The organism is Streptomyces marokkonensis, from assembly GCF_008312835.1.
Classification (GTDB): domain Bacteria; phylum Actinomycetota; class Actinomycetes; order Streptomycetales; family Streptomycetaceae; genus Streptomyces; species Streptomyces marokkonensis_A.
On the sequence record NZ_VSKS01000001.1, the window covers coordinates 357,291 to 383,962 of the forward strand.

A 26,672-nucleotide genomic window follows, 5' to 3' on the forward strand; every position below is an offset into this window, starting at 1 on the left:
TGTTCCTTCGTGAGCGGTCGGCGGTCAGCGGTCGGCGGGCGAAGTCGGGAGCTCGCCGGGAGCGGCGGGCACATGCGCCGGTACGGCCTCGTCGGCGTCGTCGTCCCGTGCCTGGAGCGTGCCGCGCTGGAAGCCCGCGAGGGAGGAGGCGGCGCGCTCCGCGGTGAACTCCTCGCAGGGCTCCTCCCCGGTGTCCGGCGCGGTCTCCTCGCGCAGTTCGGCGGCCAGGCTGGTCTGCGGCACCCGGCGGGGGAGCGGGGTGAGACCGTCCCGGCGGGGGGCGGCCGCCGCGGCGGCGGGCGCGGGGCCAATCCGTACGGGGGTGGCCGGCCGGGACGCCGGGGCCCGCGCGCCCACGTCCGCCTGCCCGTCGGCGTCCGCCCGCACACCGGCGGCGGACCCGTCGCGCTCGTCGTCCGCCCCGTCCTCGGCCGTCGCGGTGCCCGCCGTGTCCCGGCCGCCGTCGCCGGCCGGTGCGTCCCGCACCACGACCTCGTGCGGGATCAGCACGATCGCCGTCGTCCCGCCGTACGGCGACGGCCGCAGGGTGACGGCGATGCCGTGCCGGTGCGCGAGCTGCGAGACCACGAACATGCCCAGCCGGAGGTCGTCGGCGAGCGCCACCACGTCGAACTGCGGCGGCTTGGCCAACTGGGCGTTGAGGGACGCGTAGTCGTCCTCCGACATGCCGAGGCCCCGGTCCTCGATCTCGACGGCCAGTCCCTTGGCGACCATCGCCGCCCGCACCCCGACGGGGCTGGGCGCCGGCGAGTACACCGTCGCGTTGTCGATCAGCTCGGCCAGCAGATGGATCACGTCGGCCACCGCGGGCGGGGCGACGGACACCTCCTCCTCGGTGAGGACCTCCACCCGCTGGTACTCGGCGACCTCCCCGACGGCACTGCGCACGATGTCGATCAGCGCGACCGGCTCGCTCCAGGAACGGCCGGGACGCTCACCGCTGACGATGACCAGGTTCTCCTCGTAGCGGCGCAACTGACTGGCCGTGGAGTCCAGTTCGTACAGGCCCTTGAGGACCTCGGGGTCGGTGTGCCGGCGTTCCAGCGCGTCCAGCTTGCTGAGCTGGAGGTTGACCAGGTTCTGGCTCTGCCGCGCGATGCCCAGGATGACCTTCTGGAAACCGCGCCGCGTGTCGGCGAGTTCGACCGCGGTGTGCACGGCGGTGCGCTGCGCGGTGTTGAACGCCTGGGCCACCTGCCCCAGTTCGTCGTGCCCGTAGTCCAGCGGAGTCGTCGCCGACTCGGCGTCGACCTTCTCGCCGCGCTCCAGCCGGGCCACCACGTCGGGCAGCCGCTCCTCCGCCAAGCCCAGGGTGGCCACCCGCAGCCCGCGCAGCCGGCGGGACAGCGAACGGGTGATGCGCCAGGACAGCCCGACGCACAGCAGCAGCGCGAGGAGACCGGCGGCGCTCAGGGAGGCGGCCTTCACCAGCAGGCCGCGGGCCTCGTCGGCACTGCGGGTGAGGAGCGCGTCGGTCTGCTGCCGGATCATCGTGGAGTACTGCGGGGAGACCCGGCTCACGGCCTCCTCCCAGCGGTCCTTCAGGTCCGGCAGGTCGACGGTGTGGTCGTCCGCCGTGGCGTGGGTGGCGAGCACCTGGTCCTCGACCGCCTCCAGGGCGCGCCACTCGGGGCTCTGCAGGATCCGTTCGGTCTGCGTCTTGGTCTCGCCCTCGACGGACGGCTCGATCTGGTCCTCGACCAGCCAGCGGCGGGTGTGGACCAGCTCCGCGAAAGCGGTCCAGTCCTCCTCGTCGAGGCTGCCGGACGGCCAGGCGAGGGTGAGGTGCGCGTTCTCCCGGGACACCAGCTCCGCCGCGTGTTCCAGCGCGACCAGCGGCTGGGCCTGCGAGGTCAGGTCCCCGTCGTCGACCTGGGAGAGTTCCTGGAAGGCGTGGATCTGGTCGTCGATGATCGAGGTGTACTGGTCCAGCGCCTCCTCGGCGCTGATGTCGCCGGGGTCGTCCACCTGGTCCCGGTAGTACTCCAGACTGCCCACCGAGCCGAGCACCGAGTACAGCCGGTCGGAGACACGCGCGGGTGCCTCGGCGATCGCGTCGGCCTGCCCGACGAGCTTCGCCACCGCCTCGTCGGTCTTCTCGCGCTGTGCTTCGAGGGCGGTGCGGGACCGCCGCGGCTCGGCCAGCCACGCGGCGGTCAGCGCCCGCTCCTTCTGCAGCGCGAGCGTGGCGTGCGTGCCCATCGCGCCGGTCGACCGGCTCAGCTCCGTCTGGGACCGCAGCTGCAGGCCCTCCGAGAACATCTGGATCGTGGTCAGGCCCCACATGCCGGCGAGGGTGACGCTGGGCACGAGTGCGAGGAGGAACAGCGAGAGACGAATGGAGCCGAGACGGCGCCGGGCACCTGTCCGTGGAGACATCGTGGTCCTAGAGCGGTCGGATGGTGGGGAGAATACGCACGGGCCGGCCCGTCAGCGGGTTCCGCCGGCGGCGAACCCGGCGACCGAGTCCGCGTTGGCCTTCGTGACGAACGCCGGTCCGGTGAGCACGGGCGCGACTCCGCCGCCGCTGATGTTGCCGTTGGTCCGGTACAGCCACAGCGCGTCCACGGCGAGATAGCCCTGGAGATAGGGCTGCTGGTCGACGGCGAACCGGACGTTGCCGCCGCGCACGGCCTCGACCAGGTCCTTGTTGAGGTCGAAGGTGGCCACGCCGGCGTCGCTGTCCGCCTCCGCGACCGCCTCCACGGCGGTCAGCGCGAAGTCCGCCCCGTTGGTGACGATCTCGTCGATGGCCGCGTCCTGCCGCAGCCGGGCGGTGAGGATGCCGGAGACGGCGCGCATGTCGGTGCCGTCCACGTAGAGGTTCTCCGTCGTCCCCTCGAACGTTTTCCTCACTCCGGCACAGCGGGCCTCCAGGCCGACGTTGCCGCGCTCGTGGACGACGCACAGGGCGTGCTTGGCCTTCAGCTCGTTCAGCTTCTCGCCGACGGCCCGGCCCGCCACGCTCTCGTCCTGTCCGAAGAACGCCGGCAGCCCCGCCGGTTTCCAGGCGTCGATGCCCGCGTTGAGCCCCACCACGGGGATGTCCGCCGCCCGTGCCTCGTTGACCGGGCCCGTCATGGCCCCCGGCTTGGCCAGCGTCAGCGCGATGCCGTCGACGCCGTCGCGGACCGCCTCGCGGACCAGTGCGGCCTGCCCCGCGGGATCCGGGTCGCTCACGTACGTCAGCTCGATGCCGTCCTTGGCGGCCGCGGCCTCGGCCCCCTTCTTCACCCGGTCCCAGAAGGCGTCGTCCTCGCTGCCGTGGGTGACCATCGTGACCTTCATCCGTCCGGCGCCGGACCCGCTCGCGTCGTCCGAGTCCGCGGAGTCGCCGGCCGCGCCGAAGGCGGAGCAGCCGGTCACCAGCAGACCGACGGCGGCTGCCAGGGCCGCCAGGCGGTGTCTCGGGAAGCGGCGGGACGGGGGACGAGTGTTCATGAGGGGTGCGGACCTCGCTGTGCGGCCGAGCAAGAGCAGGGGAGAGCACGGACGGCAGCCGCGGGGAGCGTGCGCCTACCGGGTGACTCTCACTGGCCCGGAGCCAACCCTGTGCGACCACCGGTCGTCAAGTGAAGGGCCACGTGAAGTGAGGTGATGCTGCCGCATTGTGATGAAGCGTGAGCAGGCATGCCGCGCGCGGCACCCGGACCGGACGGACGGCACCGGCGGTCACCGCTCCGGCCGTGGGCCCCGGTTCAGCGCCGGCGCAGCCGCAGGACCAGCGCGGCACCCCCGGTGAGCACCAGGACGCCGACGGCGCCGCCAGCGAACAACGGGGCGGAGGGACCGGAGGAGGCGGTGGCGGTGGCCCGGGCACCGGGGGTGCCGGAGGGCCCGGGAGCCGTGGCCGCCGGGGTGCCCGCGGCAGGGGTGCCCGCGGCAGGGGTGTGCGCGGCAGGGGTGTGCGCGGTGGCCGCCGGCTCCTCCTCGGGGAACACCACGTCCGAGCACGAGTAGTACGTGTCGGGTGTGCCGCTGTTCTGCCAGACCGTGTACAGCACATGACGCCCCGACCGGTCCGACGGCAGCGTCACCCGGAACCGGTAGGCGCCGTCCGCCAGCGCTGGGTCCGTCACCTCGGCGAACGGCTTCTCGGGCAGGCCGGACCAGGTGAGCGGCCGCGCCGGGTCGTAGCCGGGCTCCGTCAGATACACGCGGAAGGTGCCGGCGTGCGGGATCGTCGAGACGTACGTCATCGGCAGCGCCCCACCGGGTGTCACGCGGGTCGCCGGCCAGTCGGCGCGGGCGAGGTCGAGGCCCCGGTAGGCGGGCAGGCCCCCGCTGCACAGCTTCCCGTCCGGGATCCGCTGCCGGTCCCTGCCGCCGACGTTCGCCACCCGCAGGTTGTCCCACGCCGTGAACGGCGCGCCGTTCGCCGCGACCGCGGCACGGCACGCCGCCGACTCCGCGCGTTCGCCGCCCTCCGGCGAGCAGGCCGCGACCCGGCTCACCGGATCCGTCGGCGCCCCGTGGGCGCGCGCCGGCCCCGCGGCCCACAGCGGCAGGAGCAGCGGGGCCACGAGGGCCGCCGCGAGCGCGGTGCGGTGTGCGGTCGTCGGGGACAAACGGAACACCTCGTCAGGCGGGTCGGGAACGTGTGGGGTCCTTCCGTGAGGTACGGATGAACCGCCTGGCGCGTTCACCTCCGTAACGATGCGGGGCATAGCGTCCCGTTCCTGGTCAACCGCCTTGCGCCGAGGGTGGGTTCCCGGCCGGATCGAGGGTTTCCCCCGTATCCCGGCGGGCCGCGCGCTGCCTATCGTTCGAGCGCGGCCGGCCCCCGGGTGACCCCCGGGACGGGCCGCCGCCGCTCGCGCCAGGCCGGCCGATCCGCCGCACGTCGATGCACCCCCTCCGCTTCGAGGACGAAGCGAATCGATCCCCCCTCCCCACACTCCGCGCTGCCCGGAGTCCAGGCACGAAAGGCACCACCTTGCGTACCTCCCCGAGCTCTCCCCGGGGCTCGTCCCCGAGACGGAAGCTGATATCCGTCGCCGCGCTCTCCGTCGCCCTGCTGACGACCGCCTCCGGCCAGGTCGCCCTGGCCCAGGAGGCGCCCTCCGACGCGCCGGCCGTCCCCGCGGCCCGCACCGAGGCCGCTCCCGGCACCCCGGCCGAGCGCCTCATCGTCGGCTACAAGTCCGGTGCCGCCGAGGCCGAGTCCGACAAGGCGGCCGCCGCGGACGCCGCCGCCAAGGGCAGGAAGGCCGGCGAGGACGTCGGCTTCCAGCGCCGCCTCGGCACCGGAGCCGCCCTCGTCGACCTGGGCGGGCATGCCTCCGGGGCCGATGTCGCCGACGTCGTCGCCGAGTACAGCGCCGACCCGCAGGTCGCCTATGTCGTACCGGACCGGCTCAACAAGCCGCTGGCCACGCCGAACGACACCGAGTACACCAAGCAGTGGGACCTGTTCGAGGCCACCGCCGGCATGCGGGTGCCGGGCGCCTGGGACCTCGCCACCGGCAGCGGTGTCACCGTGGCCGTGATCGACACCGGTTACGTCGCCCACTCCGACCTCGCGGCGAACATCGTCGGCGGTTACGACTTCATCTCCGACACCGCCGTCTCCGTCGACGGCAACGGCCGCGACAGCAACCCGGCCGACCCCGGCGACTGGTACGCCGCCGGCGAGTGCGGCCAGGCCACCGGCGGCAACTCCTCCTGGCACGGCACGCATGTGGCGGGCACCATCGCCGCGGCCACGAACAACGGCAGGGGCGTCGCCGGTATCGCCTACGGCGCGAAGATCTCCCCGGTGCGCGTGCTCGGCAAGTGCGGGGGCTACGACAGCGACATCATCGACGCCATCACCTGGGCGTCCGGCGGCACCGTCTCCGGCGTGCCCGCCAACGCCGACGTCGCCGAGGTCATCAACATGAGCCTCGGCGGGGGCGGCGCCTGCTCCACCGCCACCCAGAGCGCCATCAACGGCGCCGTGAGCCGGGGCACCACGGTGGTCGTCGCGGCCGGCAACGAGAACCAGAACGCCGCCAACTCCTCCCCGGCGAACTGCGGCAACGTCATCACCGTCGCCGCCACCGACCGCTCCGGCAACCGCGCCTCCTACTCCAACTACGGCACGACCGTGGACATCGCCGCCCCCGGCGGTGAGACCGCGACCGCGGCCAACGGCATCCTGTCCACGCTGAACTCCGGCACCCGCACCCCCTCGACCGAGAACTACGCCTTCTACCAGGGCACCAGCATGGCCACCCCGCACATCGCGGGTCTCGCCGCGCTGATGAAGTCGGCCAACCCCTCCCTCACCCCGGCGCAGATCGAGTCCGCGGTGAAGTCCAACGCCCGTGCGCTGCCCGGCACCTGCTCCGGCGGCTGCGGAGCGGGCCTCGCGGACGCCGCGAAGACCGTCCAGGCCGTCAAGGGCGGCACGTCCACGGGCTCCACCTACGCGAGTTCCACCGCCGTCTCCATCCCGGACAACGGCTCGGCGATCGAGTCCCCGATCACCGTCACCGGACGCGGCGGCAACGCCCCGGCCGCCCTCCGGGTGGGCGTGGACATCACCCACACCTACCGCGGTGACCTGGTCGTCGACCTGGTGGCACCGGACGGTTCGGTGTACCGCCTCAAGTCCGCGAGTTCCTCGGACTCCGCGGACGACGTCAGGGCCACCTACACGGTCGACGCCTCCGCCGAGACCGCGGGCGGCACCTGGAAGCTGCGGGTGCGGGACACGGCGTCGTACGACACCGGCCGGCTCAACGGCTGGCAGCTGACCTTCTGAGCGACTCCCACAAGCAGGCGGGTCGACTGGTGCGGATGGGGCACCGGTCGGCCCGCCGTTCTCTTTTGTGCCGGCACCTGACACACTTAGATACCGGACGTGCTGTTTTCTTTCGAGGGGCGCGTTTGTTTTGCCGCTTGTGTCCGTATGTGGTCGTCTGCCCGCGTGGTGGACCTCGCCGCAGGGTGAGTTATCGTATACGGGGCGTCAAAACAAACGGCATGACCCGTTCCTTTCCGGCTCAGGAGTTAGGCGATGGCGAGGCAGGTACGCGCCGAGCAGACCCGTGCGACGATCATCACGGCCGCCGCCGACCTGTTCGACCGGCATGGGTACGAATCGACCAGTCTCAGTGACATCGTCGAACACGCCCATGTCACCAAGGGAGCCCTGTACTTCCACTTCGCGGCGAAGGAGGATCTCGCCCACGCGATCCTGGAACTGCAGTCCATGACCTGCCGCCGGCTGGCCAGGGACACCGAGATCCGGGGCCACACCTCCCTGGAGGCGCTGATGCGCCTCACCTTCTGCATAGCCAGGATGTCGGCCGAGGACCCCGTGCTGCGGGCCGGTCTGCGGCTCGCCACCGGCGGCACTCGGCCGCGCCCGCCGCTCAGCCATCCCTTCACCGAGTGGCTGGACATCGTCACGGCGCGGCTGCTGGGCGCCGTCAAGGAGGCAGACGTCCACCCGGACGTCGACATCGACGTCGTGGCCCACTCCCTCGTCTGCTTCTTCGTCGGCACCCGGGTCGTCGGCCGGTCCCGGGAATCCGTCGCCCGCCAGCCCCGCCGTACGGCGGAGATGTGGCAGATCCTCATCCGCGGCCTGGTCCCCGTGACCCGGCGCGCCCGCTACCTCAGCCTGGCCGCACGGCTGGAACGGGAGATCGCCCCGGTGTGACGCACGGCGGGCGACGACGGACGCGCGCTACGGTGAGCCGCATGCCCGACATCCCCACCGCGCCCGTGATCGTCGCCGACGAACCCGGCACGTTCCCCCACCGTGTGCTGGCCGAGCGGCATCCCGCGATCATCCGGCAGGTGCGTGAGGCCTTCCCCTACGAGCCCTGGCAGCGCGGCGCGCTCGACGCCCTGCTGACCGGCTGCGCCGAGGGCGCGATCGAACCCCTCCCCGCCGACGCGCACGACCGGGAGCGCTGGGAGGCCTGGGGGATGACCACCCACACCGGCCGCTCCTGGTACGACGTGCCCTGGCTGTGGTCCGAGAGCTGGTTCTACCGCCGACTGCTGCACGCCGTGGGCTACTTCGCCCCCGGCCCGTGGCAGGGCATCGATCCCTTCCGCCCGTCCAAACTCGCCGAACTCGACTCGCCCGCCACGGACGAGGAACTGGCCGCTCTCGACGACCTGGCCGGCCGCCCGGAAGGGGAACGGGCCCGGGCCCTGCTGCACGGCTCCCTCTGGGGCAACCGCGCCGACCTCGGCTTCCGGCTGTCCGCGGAGGGGGCCGAGCGGACGGCTCCGGTCCCCGCCCTGGTGGCCGACGACAGCGAGCGGCTGTGGCCGCTGCTGTCCCCCGCGGGCACGCTGTGCCTGGTCGCCGACAACGCGGGCCGCGAACTCGTCCCCGATCTGCTGCTTCTCGCGCACCTGCTGGCCCACGGCCGCATCGGCCGCGCCGTGCTGCACGTCAAGCCGTACCCGTACTACGTCTCCGACGCCACCACCGCCGACGTCGTCGACGCCGTGCGCCGGCTCACCGACGCCGAGGGGGCGGCGGCGGAGTACGGGCGGGGCCTGTGGGCCGCCCTCTCCGACGGCCGCCTCACCCTCCGCGCCCACCCCTTCGCCTGCGCGCCGCTGCCCTACGAGGAGATGCCGGACGACCTGCGCGCCGACTTCGCCGCCGCCGCGCTCACCGTCGTCAAGGGCGACCTCAACTACCGCCGTCTCGTCGGGGACCGGTACTGGCCCCCGACCACACCGTTCGCGGACGTCACCGCGTACTTCCCCGGACCGGTCGCCGCCCTGCGCACCCTCAAGTCCGACGTGATCACCGGACTGGACACGGAGACCGAGGCGGCGCTGACGGCCGCGGAGGGGCAGCGCTGGCGCACCGGCGGCACCCACGCGCTGATCCAGGTACGGACATGACCTCCAGGATCCTGCCAACGAAGAGGGTTCACGCGATGGTGTGATCACGTCCCGGCCGGTGGATGCCGCCACCGGGCCACGGGTAGCCCCCGGCCATGACGCAGCCGTTCGAACTCCCGCACTTCTACATGCCGCACCCCGCGCGGCTCAACCCGCACCTCGATCAGGCCCGTGCTCATTCCACGGCGTGGGCGCGCGAGATGGGCATGCTGGAGGGAAGCGGGGTCTGGGAGCAGGCCGACCTCGACGCGCACGACTACGGCCTGCTCTGTGCCTACACCCACCCCGACTGCGACGGCCCCGCCCTCTCCCTCGTCACCGACTGGTACGTGTGGGTCTTCTTCTTCGACGACCACTTCCTGGAGATGTTCAAACGGACCCAGGACCGCACCGCCGGCAAGGCCCACCTGGACCGGCTGCCGCTGTTCATGCCGCTCGACCCGGGGGCGCCGGTCCCCGAGCCGGAGAACCCCGTCGAGGCGGGCCTCGCCGACCTGTGGGCGCGCACCGTGCCCGCGATGTCCGCCGGCTGGCGCCGCCGGTTCGCCGTCGCCACCGAACACCTCCTCAACGAGTCGCTGTGGGAGCTGTCCAACATCAACGAGGGGCGGATCGCCAACCCCGTCGAGTACATCGAGATGCGGCGCAAGGTGGGCGGTGCCCCCTGGTCGGCCGGGCTCGTGGAGTACGCGACCGCCGAGGTGCCCGCCGCCGTCGCCGGGACCCGGCCGCTGCGCGTGCTGATGGAGACGTTCTCCGACGCCGTGCACCTGCGCAACGACCTGTTCTCCTACCAGCGCGAGGTCGAGGACGAGGGCGAACTCAGCAACGGCGTCCTCGTCCTGGAGGCCTTCTTCGGCTGCACCACCCAGGAGGCCGCCGACCTGGTCAACGACGTCCTCACCTCACGGCTGCACCAGTTCGAGCACAGCGCGTTCACCGAGGTCCCCGCGGTCGCGCTGGAGAACGGCCTCACCCCGGACCAGGTCGCGGCCGTGGCGGCGTACGCGAAAGGGCTGCAGGACTGGCAGTCCGGCGGCCACGAATGGCATCTGCGCTCCAGCCGCTACATGAACGAGGGCGCGCGTTCCGGCGCCCCCTGGCAGTCGCCGTCCGGCCCCGGGACGTCCGCCGCCGACGTCGGCGCGCTGCTCGCCGCCACCGGCGCCCGGCGATGGCGCGCCCACACGCACGTGCCCTTCCCGAAGGTCGGCCCGTCGGTCATCCCCGACATCGACATGCCGTTCCCGCTGCGGCTCAGCCCCGCCCTCGACGGCGCGCGCCGGCACCTGCTGGAGTGGTCACGGCGGATGGGCGTGCTCAGCGAGGGCGTCTGGGACGAGGACAAGCTGGCGAGCTGCGACCTGCCGCTGTGCGCGGCGGGCCTCGACCCGGACGCCACCCAGGAGCAACTCGACCTCGCCTCCGGCTGGCTGGCCTTCGGCACCTACGGCGACGACTATTACCCGCTCGTGTACGGCCACCGCCGCGACCTGGCCGCCGCCCGGCTGACCACGGCCCGCCTCGCGGCCTGCATGCCCCTCGACGGCGGACCGGTCCCGCCGCCCGCCAACGCCATGGAACGCTCCCTGACCGACCTGTGGGCACGCACGACGGCCGGCATGACACCCGAGGAGCGCCGCCCCCTGAAGGCGGCGGTCGAGACCATGACCGAGGCCTGGGTCTGGGAGCTGTCCAACCAGATCCACCACCGCGTCCCGGACCCGGTGGACTACCTGGAGATGCGGCGCGCCACCTTCGGCTCCGATCTCACCCTCGGGCTCTGCCGCGCCGGCCACGGGCCTGCGGTCCCGCCCGAGGTCTACCGCAGCGGTCCCGTGCGCTCCCTGGAGAACGCGGCGATCGACTACGCGTGCCTCCTCAACGACATCTTCTCCTACCAGAAGGAGATCGAGTTCGAGGGCGAGATCCACAACGCGGTCCTCGTCGTGCAGAACTTCTTCGGCGTCGACTATCCGACCGCGCTGCCCGTGGTGCAGGACCTGATGAACCAGCGGATGCGGCAGTTCCAGCACGTCGTGGAGCACGAACTGCCCGTCGTCTACGACGACTTCCGGCTGTCGGAGGAGGCCAGGGCGATCATGCGGGGCTATGTGACGGACCTGCAGAACTGGATGGCGGGCATCCTCAACTGGCACCGCAACGTCCCGCGGTACAGGGACGAGTACCTGTCCGGCCGGGTCCACGGCTTCCTCCCGTACCGTCCGCCGGCACCGCCGGTTCTGATCTGACGGCCTGACTCTCCCGCCGGAGGCGAACCATGGAACAACCCGCGTTGCGGCCCAGACCGATGCCCGGGGCCGGGGGCGGACCGGAGGGGCGCGCGGAGCCCGCCCGGCCGTCCGGACAGCACGCCGGACGGCGGCGCCGGCGGCGTCTGGTGGCCGCTGTGCTCGGGGTGGCGGCCGGTGTCGTCCTGGTGCTGTCCGGGGTCGGTCTGGGGGCGATGGGCGCCACGGTCGTCGGCGCGGGCGGACTCGCGGGCCCGGGGCGGCCGGCGGGAACGGCACCCGTCTCCGGCACGTCAGTGTCGCCGCGTTCCGTGGCCGCCTCCGCGCCGGGGACGTCGGCCGCGCCCGCCGTCGCCCGGCTCGGGGTGGAGGTGGCCGACGACCGGGGGCCGGGAGCCCGGGTCGTGGGCGTGCACGTTCCCGGACCCGGGTTCTCGGCCGGCCTGGTGCGGGGCGACGTACTCGTCGCGTTCGGCGGCACGCGCGTCGACTCGGCCGCCGACCTGGCACGTGCCGTCGCGCGGGCCCGCCCGGGCGACGAGGTGAGACTGACGGTGCGCCACCGCGGCGGCGGCCACCGGCAGCTGACGGCCGTCCCCGGCATCGTCACGTGACCACCCGGAAGTGGCTGGTGAGCCGGCCCCCGCCGTCCAGGACGTGGAAGGCGAGCCCGACCGGCGCGTCCCGGTCCGCGACCTGCTCGCCCTCCCAGGGCAGCCGCAGCGTCCACGTCACGCCCGGCCCCACCAGCACCGGGCGGCCCGCGAACGTGGTGGCGGCCGGGGTGTGGGCGTGGCCGGTGATCAGCCCGGCGACCTCGGGCCGGCGCGCCAGCAGGGCGGCCAGCCGCTCGGGAGCGCGGAGTGGGCAGGAGTCGGGGAGGGGGTGGTGCAGCGGCACCGGCGGGTGGTGGAAGGCGAGCAGGGCGCGAACGCCGTCGTCGAGCCCGTCGAGGGTGGACTCGATCCAGGCGCAGGTCTCCGCGTCCAGCTCCCCGTCGTCGCGGCCGGGGACGGTCGAGTCGCACATCAGCACCGCGCCGCCGTCCAGCACGTGCGCGCTGTTGACCGGTCCGCCGGTGGCCGGCAGGCCCAGCAGGGCCTTGCGGTACGGCGCCCGGCTGTCGTGGTTGCCCGGGCAGGTGAGCACCGGGAACGGGGCGTCCCCGTCGCGCAGCCCCAGCAGGCGGGCGGCCTCCTCGTACTCGGCCTCGGTGCCGTGGTCCGCGATGTCCCCGGTCACCAGGAGCGCGTCCGGCGGCTCCGGCATGTCCCACAGCCGGTCGCGCACCCGCCGGGCGCGCTCGGTCGCCCGGGCGGTTCCGTCCAGATGCAGATCGCTGATGTGCGCGAGTACGAGCACGGTCGTACGCCTCCTCGGCTGTACCTGTTGACGGGACTGTGTGATCCAAGCATTAGCGCTAATGGTTGGGCAAGGCCCTGCCATTAGGTGACGGGAGCCGCGGGTCCAACACCGCGAACCGGCTCGCGCCGCCCCCGCCCGCCGGGCAGGATGCTGCCCGTAGCCCTGACGTCCGCCCCTGGGAGGCCCCCGGATGACCGGCACCGCGTCCGCGTCCTTCACCGCCGACGACTACGAGGCCCGCATGGAGCGTGCGGCACGGCAGGCCGCCGGGGCCGGGCTCGCCGGACTGCTCGTGGCGCCCGGCCCCGACCTGGTGTGGCTCACCGGCTACACCCCCACCGCGGTCACCGAGCGGCTCACCCTGCTGGTCCTGGCGGCCGGCCGGGACCCCGTGCTCGTCGTCCCCACCCTGGAGGCCCCGGACGCCGAGCACGCCCCCGGCGCCCCGGCCCTCACCCTGCGCGACTGGACCGACGGCAAGGACCCCTACGCCGCCACCGCCGCCCTGCTGGACCCGGACGGCAGGTTCGGCATCAGCGACAACGCCTGGGCCATGCACCTGCTGGGCCTGCAGAACGCGCTGCCCGGCACCTCGTACGCCTCCCTCACCGAGGCCCTGCCCATGCTGCGCGCCGTCAAGGACGCGGCCGAACTGGAACTCCTCGCCGCCGCGGGGGCCGCCGCCGACGCCGCGTTCGAGGAGATCCGGGGCGTCGCCTTCGCCGGCCGCCGCGAAACCGACGTCGCCGCCGACCTCGCCGCCCTGCTGCGCCGGTTCGGCCACTCCCAGGTCGACTTCACGATCGTCGCCTCCGGACCCAACGGGGCCAACCCGCACCACGAGATCGGTGACCGCGTGATCGAGCGCGGCGACATGGTCGTCCTGGACTTCGGCGGCCTCAAGGACGGGTACGGCTCCGACACCTCCCGCACCGTCCACGTCGGCGAACCCACCGACGAGGAACGCCGCGTGCACGACCTCGTGCGCGAGGCGCAGGAGGCGGGCTTCCGCGCGGTGCGGCCCGGGGCGGCCTGCCAGGACGTCGACCGGGCCGCCCGCGCGGTCATCGCCGGCGCCGGGTACGGGGAGTACTTCATCCACCGCACCGGGCACGGCATCGGCGTCACCACGCACGAGCCGCCGTACATGATCGAGGGCGAGCAGCGGCCCCTCGTGCCCGGCATGTGCTTCTCCGTCGAGCCCGGGGTCTACCTGCCCGGCCGGTTCGGCGTGCGCATCGAGGACATCGTGACCGTGACCGAGGACGGCGGGCGGCGGCTGAACAACACCGCCCGGGAGATGGTCATAGTGGACTGAACGGCCCTTCCGTCCCCTCCCCGCCACCCCGAACGGCAATGGCGCGACCATGACCCAGGCACCCGCACCCACCGCGGACACCGTCCGCCGACTGGCCCGCTCGCTGCTGAAGGACGGCGGCGGAGGCGGCCACGCGCAGTCCGCGGCCGGACCCGACGTCCGGCCCGTCTCCGCGGGCGCCGGGCCCGCCACCTGGTGGGTCGGCGGCCACCATGTGCTGCGCCTCGCCCGGGACCGCGGGACGAGCGTCCGCCGGCGCCGCGAACCGCGGCTGCGCGACCTCGTCCGCCCGCACGTCCCCGTCGCCCTGCCCGCCCACGTGGCGCAGGGCGAGTGGGCGCCCGGTCTGCTGTGCACCCTCGACACCAGGCTGCCCGGCGGGACGGGGGAGGAGCACACCGTGTCCGCCGTCGGCGAGGCCGACCTGGCCGGGCTGCTCACGGGGCTGCGCGAGGTGCCGGTGCGGCAGGCCGAGACGCTCGGCGTGCCGCGCGTGTCCCCGCGGTCGCTCGAAGCGCTGCGCCGGGCCGCCGAACGGGCCGCCGAACGGCTCGCCGCGGCCGACGAGTTCGACCCCGGACGCCTGGACCGGCTCACCCCGCCCGCCGCGATCCAGCTCGCCGCCCAGCCCGGCACGGCGGTCCTCGTCCACCACGCCCTCACCGGCGGACACCTCGTGGTCGGCGCCGACGGCCGGGTGCGCGGCGTCCTCGGCTGGGACGCGGCGGTGGTCGGCGATCCCGCCGAGGACATCGCCGGCCTCGCGGTCGCCGTCGGCGCCCCGGCCGCCGTCCGCGCCGCCACGCTCGCCGGGTACGGCGCCCGCCCGTGCCTGCGCGGTCTCTGGCTGGCCCGCTGCGACGCCGTCATCCACCTCGCCGACGCCCTCACCGGCCGCGGCGGCAGCCCGCCGCCGCTGCTGCGCACCCGGCTGAGACGAGCCTGGGAGCCGATCATGCTGGAGCGGGTGACGGACCTCAGGGACGGCGACGAAGCGTCCTGACCCGGCCGGCCCGTCATTCCTGCAGCAGCACCACCGCCGACTCCGCGGGCAGGTGCAGCACTCCGTCCGCCCCCGGCGTCTCCACGGGCTCCCACGCCGCGAGGACACGCGCTCCGGGGACGCCCAGGGGGACGGCGGCCGGCCGGTCCCCCAGGTTCACGGCGACCCGGACGTCGCCGCGCCGGAAGGCCAGCCAGCGGTGCTCCTCGTCGTAGGCCACCTTGGTGTCGCCGAGATCGGGGTCGGTGAGGTCCGGCTGTGCGTGACGCACGGCGAGCAGCAGCCGGTACCAGGCCAGCACGCGCGCGTGCGGGTCGCGCTCCGGCTCCGACCAGTCGAGGCAGGAGCGGTCACGGGTGGCCGGGTCCTGCGGGTCGGGCACGTCCTCCTCGGCCCAGCCGTGTGCCGCGAACTCCCGCCGTCTCCCGTCGCTCACCGCCTTGGCGAGCGCCGGGTCGGTGTGGTCGGTGAAGAACTGCCAGGGCGTGCCCGCCGCCCACTCCTCGCCCATGAACAGCATCGGCGTGAAGGGGGCGGTCAGCGTGAGGGCCGCCGCGCACGCCAGCAGCCCGGCGGGGACGAGCGCGGCCAGCCGGTCCCCCTGGGCGCGGTTGCCGACCTGGTCGTGGGTCTGGCTGTAACCGAGGAGCCGGTGCCCGGCCACCCGGCTGCGGTCCAGCGGGCGGCCGTGGTGCCGGCCCCGGAAACTCGAGTACGTGCCGTCGTGGAAGAAGCCGCCGGTGAGCGTCTTGGCGAGGGCCGCGAACGGGGCGCGCGCGAAGTCGGCGTAGTAGCCCCGCGATTCACCGGTCAGGGCGGTGTGCAGGGCATGGTGGAAGTCGTCGTTCCACTGCGCGTGGATCCCGAAGCCGCCGTCCTCGCGCGGCGTGACGACCCGGGGGTCGTTCAGATCCGACTCGGCGACCAGGAACAGCGGCCGGCCCGTGTCGGCGGCCAGGGCGTCCACCGCGCGGGACAGCTCCTCGAGGAAGTGGCACGCGCGCGTGTCCGCCAGCGCGTGCACCGCGTCCAGCCGCAGCCCGTCGATCCGGTAGTCCCGCAGCCATGCCAGCGCGCTGTCGACGAGGTACGCGCGCACCTCGTCGGAGCCGGGCGCGTCGAGATTGACCGCGGCGCCCCAGGGGGTGTGATGGGTGTCGGTGAAGTACGGGCCGAACCGCGGCAGGTAGTTCCCGGACGGCCCCAGGTGGTTGTGCACGACGTCCAGGACGACGCCCAGCCCCAGCGCGTGCGCCCGGTCGACGAACCGTTTCAGCCCCTCGGGCCCGCCGTACGGCTCGTGCACCGCCCACAGCGACACCCCCTCGTACCCCCACCCGTGCCGGCCCGGGAACGGGCACACCGGCATCAGCTCCACATGCGTCACACCCAGGTCCGCGAGATGGCCGAGCCGCTCGGCGGCGGCGTCGAAGGTGCCCTCGCGGGTGTACGTGCCCACGTGCAGCTCGTACAGCACCGCTCCGGGCAGCGGGCGCCCCGCCCACCGCGTACGCCACGCGAACCGGTCGTGGTCCACGACGGCACTCGGGCCGTCCGGCCCGTCCGGCTGGCGGCGCGAGCGCGGATCGGGAAGTAGGGGACCGTCGTCCAGCGCGAAGCCGTACCGGGAGCCGTCGTGCGCCTCGGCCTCCCCCCGCCACCACCCCTCGCGCTGCGGATCGGGCTCCAACGCGCGCGCGGCGCCGTCGCACTGGAGCGTCACTCTTCCGGCCTGCGGTGCCCACACCTCGAACTGCACGGACGGTTCCCCTTCGTCTGCTCACCGTGATGTAGCCCGTCCATCGTGCTGCATCGGAGATCAATTCGCCGGTGGATCCTCCCTTTTGCGGCAGGTGTCGCCGGATGCGCGCGCGGGGCGGCCGTTTTACCGGTTCCTGGACAGTCCGGCCGTCACTGACCGACAATCAACGGTGTGACGTCGTCCTTCGAGTTCCACACGTACCCCGCGCGGCTCTCGGACGCGGAGCGCGACAAGGCGCTGAGCGTGCTGCGGGACGGTGTCGCCATGGGCCGCCTGTCCCACGACACGTTCATCCGGCGCATGGAACTCGCCCTCGCCGCGCGGCGTTCCGACGAACTCGCCGCACTCACCGCCGACCTCCCGAGGGAGAACCGCTTCTCGCGCGTGGTGTTCGGCACCGTCGAGGCGGTCTCCGGATTCACCGTGCGGCTGCGCCGGGCCTGGCAGGCCGAGAAGCTGCCCAAACTGCTGCTGCCGCACCCGGCGGCCGGCCACCCGCTGCGGATAGGGCGCGATCCCGCCAGCGGACTGCGCATCAGCCACGAGACGGTCTCCCGCGTCCACGCCGAACTGCGCAACCAGGGCGGCATATGGGTGCTGCGGGACCTCGGCTCGACCAACGGCACGACCGTGAACGGCCGTCGGGTGGTCGGCGCGGCCGTCGTCCGCGAGGGCGACCAGATCGGCTTCGGGCGGATCACCTACCGGCTCGCGGCGAACTGACCGCGCCGGGCCGTCGGCCCCGCCGAATGCCCGTGCCGGTCGCGGTGTTGACGCATCCCGCGGAGCCGTCACCCACGGTGCGTACGCCCCGCACTCCCGGTGGAACGACGGCGCCGCTGCGGACTGTGCCCTGCCGCCCCTCCCGTGCTGCCCGACCGCCGACGGACCGGGCGCGCGGGCCGCCGCCCTCGTCGCCCGGCATCCCCGCGACGCCCGGCTGCGCCGCGTGGGCGCCTCCCGGGAGGGTGTGCCCCTCCGGCTGCTCGACATCGGCCACGGCGGCCGCCGGACCCTCGTCGTCGCCGGACCGCACGCCACCCGCCGCGCCGGCTGCCGGGACGTACCCGGGGCGTGCTGGATCGCGGTCGCGTGCCGGAACCGAGTACCGGGCACGCGTCGTCCTCGCCGCCTTCGCGCCGGCCGCACGGCACACACCCGCACCCTCCCGTTCGGGTGAGCGGGGGTGGGGTCCGGGGACCGCCGTGCCGATGCAACGGGAATGACGCACACCTCACTGAAAGCTGTACGGGCGGCACTGGCCGCCGCCCTCGTCCTGCTCGCCTGCGCGGCGCCCGCACGGGCGGACTCCTGGCGCCCGGCCCGGGACAGCGGGCTGATGCTCACGGTCGGTCACGGCGAGGCCCAGTCCGCCGCGGTGGGCGGCACGATGCTCTGGTGCGACCCGCCCCGGGGCCACCACCGGCGCGCCGCCGACGCCTGCGCGGAGCTGGAGGCGGCGGACGGACGCATCGCGGACATCCCGGCGAAGGACGTCATCTGCCCGATGGTCCACGCGCCGGTGACCGCCCACGCCCACGGCACGTGGCGCGGCCGGGCGGTCGAGTACACCGAGACCTTCTCGAACAGCTGCATGCTCACCGCCCGGACCGGCTCGGTCTTCGCGCTGAACGCCCCGTGACGGCACCGCACCGCGACCACGGCCGCCCGGCCGCTCCTGGTGGGGGCGGTGTCAGCAGGAGTGCTCCCGGGCGTGACGGGCCGCCGCGAGTACCGTGCGGGACTGGTGCTCGACCTGGTGCCGCACGGGGACCCAGCGGGCCTTGAAACGCGCGGCGAAGGAGTCGCTCCAGTGCGCGACCAGACGCTCGAGACGGGCCGCCGTCCGCGCGTCGGTCCCGCTCAGCGCCCGCCGCAGCATCGCCGCCGCCCTGAGCGGCACGCGCCGCGCGAACGCGTCCACGCTCCCCACATACGCCCGCGTTCCGTCGGCGGGCGGCGTGCGGACCAGGTCGGCGGCCAGCCCCGGCACCAGCTCCAGTCCCCAGGTGGCCGCCCGCAGCAGCGGACCGCCGGCGTCCCCGTGCCCCGGCCCCGCGTCCTCCAGTACGCGCCGCACCTCGTCCGCGTCCCGCAGCAGCCGGTCCGCCAGCCGGTGCATCGCCGCGTCCGGGGCCGGGTGCGGCGCCGGGTCGTCCACCAGGTCGCTCGCCCACATCGGCACCTCGACCACCGCGGTCAGACCGCCGTACCGGTGCGCGTGGTACCAGGTGCTGTGCCGGGCGTCGTCGGTCAGGCTCGGATAGGCCGGCGCGGCCTCCGGCGCCGGCATCACGTGCACCCCGGGGCCGGACGCCGGCCAGCCCGCCGCGTCCGAGGCGCCCGTCTCCACCGGGATGTGCAGCTGCGCCGCGGACTTGGCGAACGGCTCGGCCAGCCCGGGGACGTCCCGCGTCAACTGCACCCAGCTGCCCCCCAGATCGGTGCCGTGCAGGGACACCTGCAGATAGGGCCGCAGCTCGTCGATCACCCCGGTCAGCGCGAGGGTCTCGGGCGGCAGCCGGCCGGGTGGCAGGACCGACGGGGCCCACTCCGGCTGCTCCGGCCCGGCGGGACGGAAGAAGCCCAGGTGGTAGTCGTACAGACTGCGTGGCGCCGGCGTCACATGGAGGCTCGCCCCGTCGGGGTCCGCGCACAGCAGGAAGTGCCACGACGTCCCGTCGCGCAGGTCCCGCTCCCGGAGGACCCGCCGGGCCAGCGCGAGCAGGGTTCCCCCGCCGGCCGGTTCGTTGGCGTGGGCGCCGGCCACCACCAGGACGGCGCGCCGGGCGCGTCCCAAGGACAGCAGATGCAGCGGCCGTCCCGCCCGGGAGACGCCCACCTGCCGCACGGCGCACAGACCGGGCCACTGCACGGCCAGCGTGCGGGCGGAGAAGACCAGCTCAGCCACCGTCGGATAGCGCGATTCCCCCAGCGGACCCACCCCCCGTCACCGCCCGAATCCGCACTGCGCAGTACCCCACGGCCGGGAGACGGTGTCAAGAGCGCGACGGGGGAGCCCTCCGGGGGCGCCCGGAGGCACGCCGGGCCCGGTCACCGCGCCGCCGGTCGCGTGAGGCCGGTCGGGGACGGAGGTCAGTCCGGGAGCCGTTCCAGGAGTGCCACGGGGCGGTTCGCGAAGAGTTCCTCCACGTCCACCTGGCCGCCGAACTCCAGTTCGGGATCCAGTGCGTCGGCCCACCGTCCCGGCGGCAGCGGCAGCCGGGTGCCGCGCCAGCCGCCCTCCTCCGCCAGGCGCAGCGACAGGCGGGTCACGGCGGTGAGCACCTCGCCGGAGCGGACGAACGCCGTGCAGTGCGCCGCCGCGGGGCCCTCGGCCGGCAGCGGGTCGTACGACGCCGTGTCGCCGAAGACGTCCGGCCGCCGTGCCCGCAGCCGCAGCGCCGCCCGCGTCACCGCCTCCTTGTCGCCGCCGTCGTCCCCGAACCGCACGGTCCGCCGGTTGTCCGGGTCGACCAGCGCCCGGTACTCGTGCTCCGTGCCCTGGTAGAGATCGGGCACCCCCGGCATCGTCAGGTGCACCAGGGCCGCGCCGAGCACGTTCGCCCGGATGTGCGGTTCCAGCGACGCGCGGAACGCGGCCACCCGCTCGCCCGGCACCCCGCACGGCCCCGCCGCCACGAACCGTGCCACCGCCTCCTCGTACGAGGGCTCCTGCTCCGTCCAGCTGGTGTACAGACCCGCCTCGCGCACGTGCTTCAGCAGGGCCCCCCGCACCCGCTCCTCCTCGGCCGGCCCGAGCCCGAACACCGTCTGCCAGGCCGCCCAGGCCAGTTGCGCGTCCGGTACGCCCTCGCCGCCGCGCGTCACCTCCGCGAGGACGTCCGCCCAGCGCCCCGGGCACTCGGTGAGCACGTGCAGCGCCGCCCGCACGTCGGCGCTGCGCTTGGCGTCGTGGGTGGAGAGGACCGTCCCGGTGGCCGGCCAGTCGCGCTGCACGCGCGCGCAGTACGCGTGGAACCGCTCCGGGGACACCGCCGGGCCGCCGGGGTCGCCGCCCACCTCGGTCGCCGACAGGAGCGGCACGTACCGGTAGAACGCCGTGTCCTCGACGGACTTGGCCCGCAGCGCCGACGCCGTCTGCGCGAACCGCGTACGGAACTCCATGTGCGCCGGCCCGTCCCCGTACCGCCCGAGCACCAGATTCCGTACGACGTCCACCGCCTCCGCCTCCTCGGGGACGGCGAACGCGAGCCGGGCCTCGGCGGCCGCCTCCCCGGTGACCACCGCGGCGGCGTCCACGGACGAGTAGGGGCGGTAGACGTCCAGCCTGACCAGCAGCTCCGTCAGCGCCGTGCGCAGCGCCCAGGGCGCGCGGTCGCGCAGCGCGGGCTCCGGCGAGGTCGCGCACAGCCGGCTCGTCAGCCGGGTCAGCCGGTCCACCTCGGTGGCCAGCTCGTGCGTGAGCACCTTGTACGCGGCCCGCCGCACCGTGGCGTCCCAGTCGCCGCCCCGGTCCGTCTGCGGGGCCGCGAAGCGCCGGTACTGGCCGAGCAGCTCCCCGAACCCCGCCGGGTCGGTGAACAGCCCGTCGACGTGCCGCAGGGCGTCGTAGCCGGTGGTGCCGGCGACGGGCCAGGAGGCGGGCAGCCGCTCCCCGTCGGAGAGGATCTTCTCCACCACCGTCCACCGGCCGCCCGTGGCCTCGTGCAGCCGCCGCAGATAGCCGTCGGGGTCGGCGAGCCCGTCGGGGTGGTCCACGCGCAGCCCGTCGATCACACCCTCCCGGAGCAGCTCCAGCGTCTTGGCGTGGGTCGCCTCGAACACCTCCGGGTCCTCCACCCGCACCCCGATCAGCTCGGAGATGCTGAAGAACCGCCGGTAGTTGAGCTCGGTCCGGGCCAGGCGCCACCACACGGGCCGGTACCACTGCGCGTCCAGCAGCTGCGGCAGCGGCAGCCCCGCGGTGCCCTCGCGCAACGGGAACACGTGGTCGTAGTAGCGCAGCACGTCGCCGTCCGTCCCGAGGTGGCCGGCCTCCGCGCCGAGCGGCCCCCCGAGCACCGGCAGCAGCACCTGCCCGCCCTGCGCCTCCCAGTCGATGTCGAACCACCGTGCGCGGGGCGAGGCGGGGCCGTCGCGCAGCACCTCCCACAGGGCCCGGTTGTGGCGCGGGGACATCGCCATGTGGTTCGGGACGATGTCCACGACCAGCCCGAGGCCGTGCTCCCGGGCGGTGCGTGCCAGCTCCCGCAGCCCCTCCTCCCCGCCGAGTTCCTCGCGCACGCGGGAGTGGTCCGTCACGTCGTAGCCGTGCAGCGAGCCGGGCACGGCCTCCAGGACGGGAGACAGATGCAGATGGGACACGCCGAGCGAGGCCACGTACGGCACGGCCTCCGCCGCCGCTGAGAAGGGGAAGCCGGGCTGCAGCTGCAGCCGGTAGGTGGCCGTGGGCACCGCCGGGTCAGGTCGCTCAGGGGTCATGGGAACCTACGTACCCCCGTGGCGGCCTTTCGTGTCATCGCGCACCCCGCCGAGCCACCCGTCGCCCGAACGGGTGACAGGCGGGGTGTGCCGCTACACCGGCCGCTGCAGCACCGTCAGGCTCCGGTCGGTCAGCGTCAGCCGGGTGCCGGCCGTGACCTTCGGGCCGGTGCCCGGGGGTACGCCGTCCGCGCGGGCGGTGTCGACGACCACCTGCCACTGCCGGCCGTGGTCGACCGGCACCACGAAGTCCAGCGGCTCGGGGGAGGCGTTGAACATCAGCAGGAACGAGTCGTCGGTGATGCGTTCCCCGCGCTGCCCGGGCTCGGAGATCGCGTTGCCGTTGAGGAACACCGTCAGCGCCGACGCCGGCGCGGAGTCCCAGTCGCGCTGGGTCATCTCCGCGCCCTCGGGCGTGAACCAGGCGATGTCGGACAGGTCGTCGTGGGTGCCCTCCACCGGCCGGCCGTGGAAGAAGCGGCGCCGGCGGAAGACCGGGTGGTCCTTGCGCAGCCACACCATCGCGCGGGTGAACTCCAGCAGCCGGCGGCGCAGGTCCTCCTCACCGTCCTCGTCCTCGTCCCCGGGCCAGTCGAGCCAGGCCAGCTCGTTGTCCTGGCAGTAGGCGTTGTTGTTGCCGCGCTGGGTGCGGGCCACCTCGTCGCCGTGGCTGATCATCGGCACGCCCTGGGAGAGCATCAGCGTGGCGATGAAGTTGCGCATCTGCCGGGCCCGCAGCCGCAGCACGTCCGGGTCGTCGGTCTCGCCCTCGGCGCCGCAGTTCCAGGACCGGTTGTGGCTCTCGCCGTCCCGGTTGTCCTCGCCGTTGGCGTCGTTGTGCTTGTCGTTGTACGACACCAGGTCGTGCAGCGTGAAGCCGTCGTGGCAGGTCACGAAGTTGATCGAGGCCAGCGGACGCCGGCCGTCGTCCTGGTACAGGTCGGAGGAGCCGGTCAGCCGGGAGGCGAACTCCGCGAGCGCGCGCGGCTCGCCCCGCCACAGGTCCCGCACGGTGTCGCGGTACTTGCCGTTCCACTCGGTCCACAGGGGCGGGAAATTGCCCACCTGGTAGCCGCCCTCGCCGACGTCCCAGGGCTCGGCGATCAGCTTCACCTGGGAGACGATCGGGTCCTGCTGCACCAGGTCGAAGAACGACGACAGCCGGTCCACCTCGTGGAACTGCCGGGCGAGGGTCGCCGCGAGGTCGAAGCGGAACCCGTCGACGTGCATCTCGGTGACCCAGTACCGCAGCGAGTCCATGATCATCTGCAGGACGTGCGGGGACCGCATGAGCAGGGAGTTCCCGGTGCCCGTCGTGTCCATGTAGTACCGGGGGTCGTCGGTCAGCCGGTAGTACGAGGGGTTGTCGAGGCCCTTGAAGGACAGGGTCGGCCCCAGGTGGTTGCCCTCGGCGGTGTGGTTGTAGACCACGTCGAGGATCACCTCGATCCCCGCCTCGTGCAGCGCCTTCACCGCCGACTTGAACTCCAGCACCTGCTGGCCCCGGTCGCCCCAGGACGCGTAGGCGTTGTGCGGGGCGAAGAACCCGATGGTGTTGTAGCCCCAGTAGTTGTTCAGGCCCATGTCCACCAGGCGGTGATCGTTGACGAACTGGTGCACCGGCATCAGCTCCAGCGCCGTCACCCCGAGCTCGGTCAGATGCTCGATGACCGCCGGGTGCGCCAGGGCCGCGTAGGTGCCGCGCAGCTCCTCCGGCAGCCCCGGATGGCGCATGGTGAGGCCCTTGACGTGGGCCTCGTAGATCACCGTGTGGTGGTACTCCGTACGGGGGCTCCGGTCGTCGCCCCAGTCGAAGTACGGGTTGACCACGACCGACGACATCGTGTGGGGCGCCGAGTCGAGATCGTTGCGCCGGTCGGGGTCGTCGAAGTGGTAGCCGTACACCTCCTCGCCCCACTCGACCGAGCCGCTGATCGCACGCGCGTACGGGTCGAGCAGCAGCTTCGCCGAATTGCAGCGAAGTCCCCGCTCCGGGGAGTACGGCCCGTGCGCACGGAAGCCGTACCGCTGCCCGGGCATCACCCCGGGCAGGTACGCGTGCCGCACGAACGCGTCGCTCTCGCGCAGCTCGATCGCCGTCTCGGAGCCGTCGTCGTGCAGCAGACACAGCTCTACTCGGTCCGCGGCTTCCGTGAAGACCGCGAAGTTCGTTCCGGCGCCGTCGTACGTGGCACCGAGCGGATACGCCTCGCCAGGCCAGACCTGCATGGATACGACTCTTTCAGGTGTACGGCGCCGGTGGGGCGCCTTGGCTCCGAGTGTTTCCGTGTCTCCCCGAAAGGGCGGCGGCACACCTCCTACCCATGCCCCCTCCGCCCACACGCGCCGTGCACCCGCCGGTCAGGCTATGAATCAGCTCACTCCCGGGGCCCGGGCGGGCGGAACGGTCGCATGGACGGGGGAAGTTGGGAAACGACCCTGTCCATCGGGCTGCACCGTGTGCCGCTTGCGGAGTACTCTCCTTGATCGTTGGGACGGGGAGTGCTCGGGGGAGCGGAAGGCGGTGCGCGGGTGGGCTCGGGAGGGCTGGAACTGCCCCCTGGTGACGAGGGTCACGAGGGGAGCAGTTCCACGGACGTCCCGCCCGGTGCGGTGTCCCTGGCACGGCCGATGGACGCGGGCTCGATCGGGCCGGAGCTGGACTGGGGCGCCGACGCCTGGCGTGAGGTGCGCACCCGCGCCCAGCGGGCCGGCCGCGCCTACATCTGGCTGAACCTGGTGGAACAGCGGCTGCGCGCGGTGGTGGCCGCCGTCCTGCGTCCCGTCTACGAGCCCGTGCACGGCGACGACTGGGTGGTCGCCGCCGCCGGACCCGCCGGACAGGAGTGGGTGCAGCGCGCGGTCGCGGTGCGCGAGGTGAGCCGCCGCAAGGGTTACCTGCTCGACCCGGCCGACGACAACGTGCTGTCCTTCCTCACCCTGCCGCAGCTGCGCGAGCTGATGGTCCAGCACTGGCCGTGCTTCGAGCCGTACTTCGACGACCGCCGGGACGTGGAACTCGCCCTGGACGAGCTGGAGGTCACCCGGAACGTCGTCTCCCGCAACCGGGCGCTGTCCGAAGCGGTCCTCGCGCAGGCCGAGCGGGCCTCCGCGCGGCTCCTCGAGATGCTCGGCGCGGGCGGCGACGTGCCGTCCGCGCGCCGGCTGCCCGTCGACGCGGTCGAGGACCTGGTCGGCGACCGGTACGCCGACGTCGTCGCCGTCCATCCCGACCGGGTGCGGCTGCTGCGCCGGTTCCCGGCCGAGGACATCTTCGGCGGGGCCCGCCGCCTGGACGCCATCGGGATCGGGCTCAACCTGCTGGTGCAGAACTTCTCCGGGCGCCGTCTGGTGCGGCTGGCCGAGTCCGGCTGCCGGGTGCGGCTGCTGTTCCTGAACCCGGCCTCCAGCGCGGTCAAGCGCCGCGAGCGCGAACTGGGCATCAAGCGCGGCGAGCTCGGCCGCGCCGTCGAGATGAACATCCTGCACATGCGCCGCGTCCGCTCCCGGCTGCGCGACCCGGATGCCTTCGGTATCCAGGTCTACGACGAGACGCCCCGCTGCACGGCCTACCTCGTGGACGGCGACGGGGCCGACGGCATCGCCGTCGTCCAGAACCATCTGCGGCGGGCCCGGGGGATGGAGGCACCGGTGCTGGTCCTGCGCAACGGGACCAAAGTGGTCAAGCCGGGTGAAGTCGAGGAAGGCGCGCTGTTCCCCACCTACCGCGAGGAGTTCGAGCTGATGTGGGCGGATTCGCGTCCGGTGTCCTGAACGCCCCGCGCCGGGGCCGTTCATGGGGAGCCGTCCCGGCCGGTGAGCGGAACGGGATCCTCTGATTGTCAGTGGTGCGTGGGAGGGTGAAGACCACTGGGGGAAAGCACCACACAGAAGGGGGGCAGCCCATGGGCTGGCACCGGGAGCTGCTGATCGGCTTCGATCTGGAGACGACGGGGACGGACCCGCGCGAGGCACGGATCGTCACGGGGGCCGTGATCGAGGTCAGGGCGGGGGAGCCGATGGGCCGCCGCGAGTGGCTGGCCGACCCGGGCGTGCCCATCCCCGCGGACGCGGTGGCGGTGCACGGGGTCAGCAACGAGCGGGCGGCCGCCGAGGGCCGCCCCGCCGACCAGGTGGCCGACGCCATCGCCGGCGTCCTCACCGCCTACTGGAGGACCGGCGTCCCGGTCGTCGCCTACAACGCCGCCTTCGACCTGACCCTGCTCTCCGCCGAACTGCGGCGGTACGGACTGCCCTCCCTGCGCGACCGCCTGGGCGGTGTCGACCCCGCCCCCGTCATCGACCCGTACACCATCGACCGATCCGTCGACCGTTACCGGCGCGGCAAGCGCAACCTCGAAGCGGTCTGCGCGGAGTACGGCGTCGTCCTCGACTCGGCGCACGACGCGACCGCCGACGCCCTCGCCGCCGCCCGGCTGGCCTGCGCGATAGCCGTCCGCCACCCCAAGGTCGCGGCCCTCGGCCCGGCGGAACTGCACCGTCGGCAGATCGAGTGGTACGCGGGGTGGGCGGCGGACTTCCAGAGTTTCCTGCGCCGCAAGGGCGACGCCACCGCGGTCGTCGACAGCACCTGGCCGCTGCGGGAGCCGGCGGGCGAGCGGGTCTGACGCGCCCGGCGGC

At 73.7% G+C, this 26,672-nt stretch carries 19 protein-coding genes and 1 pseudogene; 12 read left to right on the forward strand and 8 right to left on the reverse strand.

Annotation, left to right across the window (positions count from 1 at the left end; all coding sequences use genetic code 11):
* Nucleotides 1-24 precede the first annotated feature (24 nt).
* The 3 genes from F1615_RS01605 to F1615_RS01615 form a co-directional block, all read right to left on the reverse strand.
* Nucleotides 25-2,400, reverse strand: coding sequence for a sensor histidine kinase (locus F1615_RS01605; RefSeq protein WP_149547009.1), 2,376 nt, complete (start codon nucleotides 2,398-2,400; stop codon nucleotides 25-27).
* A gap of 51 nt (nucleotides 2,401-2,451) precedes the next feature.
* Nucleotides 2,452-3,462 (reverse strand): substrate-binding domain-containing protein, encoded by a 1,011-nt coding sequence (locus tag F1615_RS01610; RefSeq protein WP_149547010.1) that lies wholly within the window; start codon nucleotides 3,460-3,462, stop codon nucleotides 2,452-2,454.
* A gap of 257 nt (nucleotides 3,463-3,719) precedes the next feature.
* The gene (locus F1615_RS01615) at nucleotides 3,720-4,589 is read right to left on the reverse strand and encodes a lytic polysaccharide monooxygenase (RefSeq protein WP_244328604.1); all 870 of its coding nucleotides are present in this window, start codon (nucleotides 4,587-4,589) and stop codon (nucleotides 3,720-3,722) included.
* A 368-nt stretch (nucleotides 4,590-4,957) separates the two neighbouring features.
* On the opposite strand from F1615_RS01615, the gene F1615_RS01620 reads away from it, so the two are divergent.
* From F1615_RS01620 to F1615_RS01640, 5 genes are all read left to right on the forward strand, one after another.
* Nucleotides 4,958-6,769 carry a S8 family serine peptidase gene (locus tag F1615_RS01620; protein WP_244328605.1) on the forward strand — a complete coding sequence of 604 codons (1,812 nt, stop codon included), beginning with the start codon at nucleotides 4,958-4,960 and terminating at the stop codon, nucleotides 6,767-6,769.
* 255 nt (nucleotides 6,770-7,024) lie between these two features.
* A complete protein-coding gene (locus F1615_RS01625; RefSeq protein ID WP_149547013.1) occupies nucleotides 7,025-7,672 on the forward strand; it encodes a ScbR family autoregulator-binding transcription factor in 648 nt (215 codons plus the stop codon).
* 41 nt (nucleotides 7,673-7,713) lie between these two features.
* The gene (locus F1615_RS01630) at nucleotides 7,714-8,886 is read left to right on the forward strand and encodes a damage-control phosphatase ARMT1 family protein (RefSeq protein WP_149547014.1); all 1,173 of its coding nucleotides are present in this window, start codon (nucleotides 7,714-7,716) and stop codon (nucleotides 8,884-8,886) included.
* 95 nt (nucleotides 8,887-8,981) lie between these two features.
* Nucleotides 8,982-11,138 carry a germacradienol/geosmin synthase Cyc2 gene (gene cyc2 / locus F1615_RS01635; protein ID WP_149547015.1) on the forward strand — a complete coding sequence of 719 codons (2,157 nt, stop codon included), beginning with the start codon at nucleotides 8,982-8,984 and terminating at the stop codon, nucleotides 11,136-11,138.
* A 29-nt stretch (nucleotides 11,139-11,167) separates the two neighbouring features.
* On the forward strand, nucleotides 11,168-11,752 hold the full coding sequence (locus F1615_RS01640; protein WP_149547016.1) for a PDZ domain-containing protein: 585 nt from the start codon (nucleotides 11,168-11,170) through the stop codon (nucleotides 11,750-11,752).
* Here the strand turns inward: F1615_RS01640 and F1615_RS01645 are convergent.
* A complete protein-coding gene (locus F1615_RS01645) occupies nucleotides 11,745-12,500 on the reverse strand; it encodes a metallophosphoesterase (RefSeq protein ID WP_208818227.1) in 756 nt (251 codons plus the stop codon). The genes F1615_RS01640 and F1615_RS01645 overlap by 8 nt on opposite strands.
* Before the next feature lie 193 nt (nucleotides 12,501-12,693).
* Here F1615_RS01645 and F1615_RS01650 point away from each other — a divergent pair, with 193 nt between their 5' ends.
* The gene (locus tag F1615_RS01650; protein WP_149547018.1) at nucleotides 12,694-13,821 is read left to right on the forward strand and encodes an aminopeptidase P family protein; all 1,128 of its coding nucleotides are present in this window, start codon (nucleotides 12,694-12,696) and stop codon (nucleotides 13,819-13,821) included.
* A 49-nt stretch (nucleotides 13,822-13,870) separates the two neighbouring features.
* Nucleotides 13,871-14,824 carry an aminoglycoside phosphotransferase family protein gene (locus F1615_RS01655; RefSeq protein WP_149547019.1) on the forward strand — a complete coding sequence of 318 codons (954 nt, stop codon included), beginning with the start codon at nucleotides 13,871-13,873 and terminating at the stop codon, nucleotides 14,822-14,824.
* Nucleotides 14,825-14,837: 13 nt separating this feature from the next.
* Here F1615_RS01655 and treZ read toward each other — a convergent pair whose 3' ends face one another.
* Complete coding sequence (gene treZ, locus F1615_RS01660) at nucleotides 14,838-16,583, reverse strand: malto-oligosyltrehalose trehalohydrolase (RefSeq protein ID WP_149547020.1); 1,746 nt, start codon at nucleotides 16,581-16,583, stop codon at nucleotides 14,838-14,840.
* Nucleotides 16,584-16,757: 174 nt separating this feature from the next.
* On the opposite strand from treZ, the gene F1615_RS01665 reads away from it, so the two are divergent.
* The 3 genes and pseudogenes from F1615_RS01665 (at nucleotide 16,758) to F1615_RS01675 (ending at nucleotide 18,228) form a co-directional block, all read left to right on the forward strand.
* Complete coding sequence (locus tag F1615_RS01665; RefSeq protein WP_149547021.1) at nucleotides 16,758-17,309, forward strand: DUF1707 and FHA domain-containing protein; 552 nt, start codon at nucleotides 16,758-16,760, stop codon at nucleotides 17,307-17,309.
* A gap of 130 nt (nucleotides 17,310-17,439) precedes the next feature.
* A pseudogene (locus tag F1615_RS36090) lies at nucleotides 17,440-17,640 on the forward strand (dehydrogenase); the annotation flags it as partial.
* Nucleotides 17,641-17,808: 168 nt separating this feature from the next.
* Nucleotides 17,809-18,228: an SSI family serine proteinase inhibitor gene (locus F1615_RS01675; RefSeq protein ID WP_149547022.1), complete on the forward strand. Its 420-nt coding sequence runs from the start codon at nucleotides 17,809-17,811 to the stop codon at nucleotides 18,226-18,228.
* A 51-nt stretch (nucleotides 18,229-18,279) separates the two neighbouring features.
* Here F1615_RS01675 and F1615_RS01680 read toward each other — a convergent pair whose 3' ends face one another.
* From F1615_RS01680 to glgX, 3 genes are all read right to left on the reverse strand, one after another.
* Nucleotides 18,280-19,497 carry a M14 family zinc carboxypeptidase gene (locus tag F1615_RS01680; protein WP_425385610.1) on the reverse strand — a complete coding sequence of 406 codons (1,218 nt, stop codon included), beginning with the start codon at nucleotides 19,495-19,497 and terminating at the stop codon, nucleotides 18,280-18,282.
* 185 nt (nucleotides 19,498-19,682) lie between these two features.
* The gene (treY, locus tag F1615_RS01685; RefSeq protein ID WP_149547024.1) at nucleotides 19,683-22,031 is read right to left on the reverse strand and encodes a malto-oligosyltrehalose synthase; all 2,349 of its coding nucleotides are present in this window, start codon (nucleotides 22,029-22,031) and stop codon (nucleotides 19,683-19,685) included.
* A gap of 93 nt (nucleotides 22,032-22,124) precedes the next feature.
* Nucleotides 22,125-24,260, reverse strand: a complete 2,136-nt coding sequence (gene glgX, locus F1615_RS01690; RefSeq protein ID WP_149547025.1) for a glycogen debranching protein GlgX — start codon at nucleotides 24,258-24,260, stop codon at nucleotides 22,125-22,127.
* A gap of 303 nt (nucleotides 24,261-24,563) precedes the next feature.
* Between glgX and F1615_RS01695 the strand changes: the two genes are divergently transcribed.
* Both F1615_RS01695 and F1615_RS01700 read left to right on the forward strand, forming a co-directional pair.
* A complete protein-coding gene (locus tag F1615_RS01695) occupies nucleotides 24,564-25,805 on the forward strand; it encodes an SAV2148 family HEPN domain-containing protein (RefSeq protein ID WP_149547026.1) in 1,242 nt (413 codons plus the stop codon).
* A gap of 131 nt (nucleotides 25,806-25,936) precedes the next feature.
* The gene (locus F1615_RS01700) at nucleotides 25,937-26,659 is read left to right on the forward strand and encodes a 3'-5' exonuclease (RefSeq protein ID WP_149547027.1); all 723 of its coding nucleotides are present in this window, start codon (nucleotides 25,937-25,939) and stop codon (nucleotides 26,657-26,659) included.
* Nucleotides 26,660-26,672 lie beyond the last annotated feature (13 nt).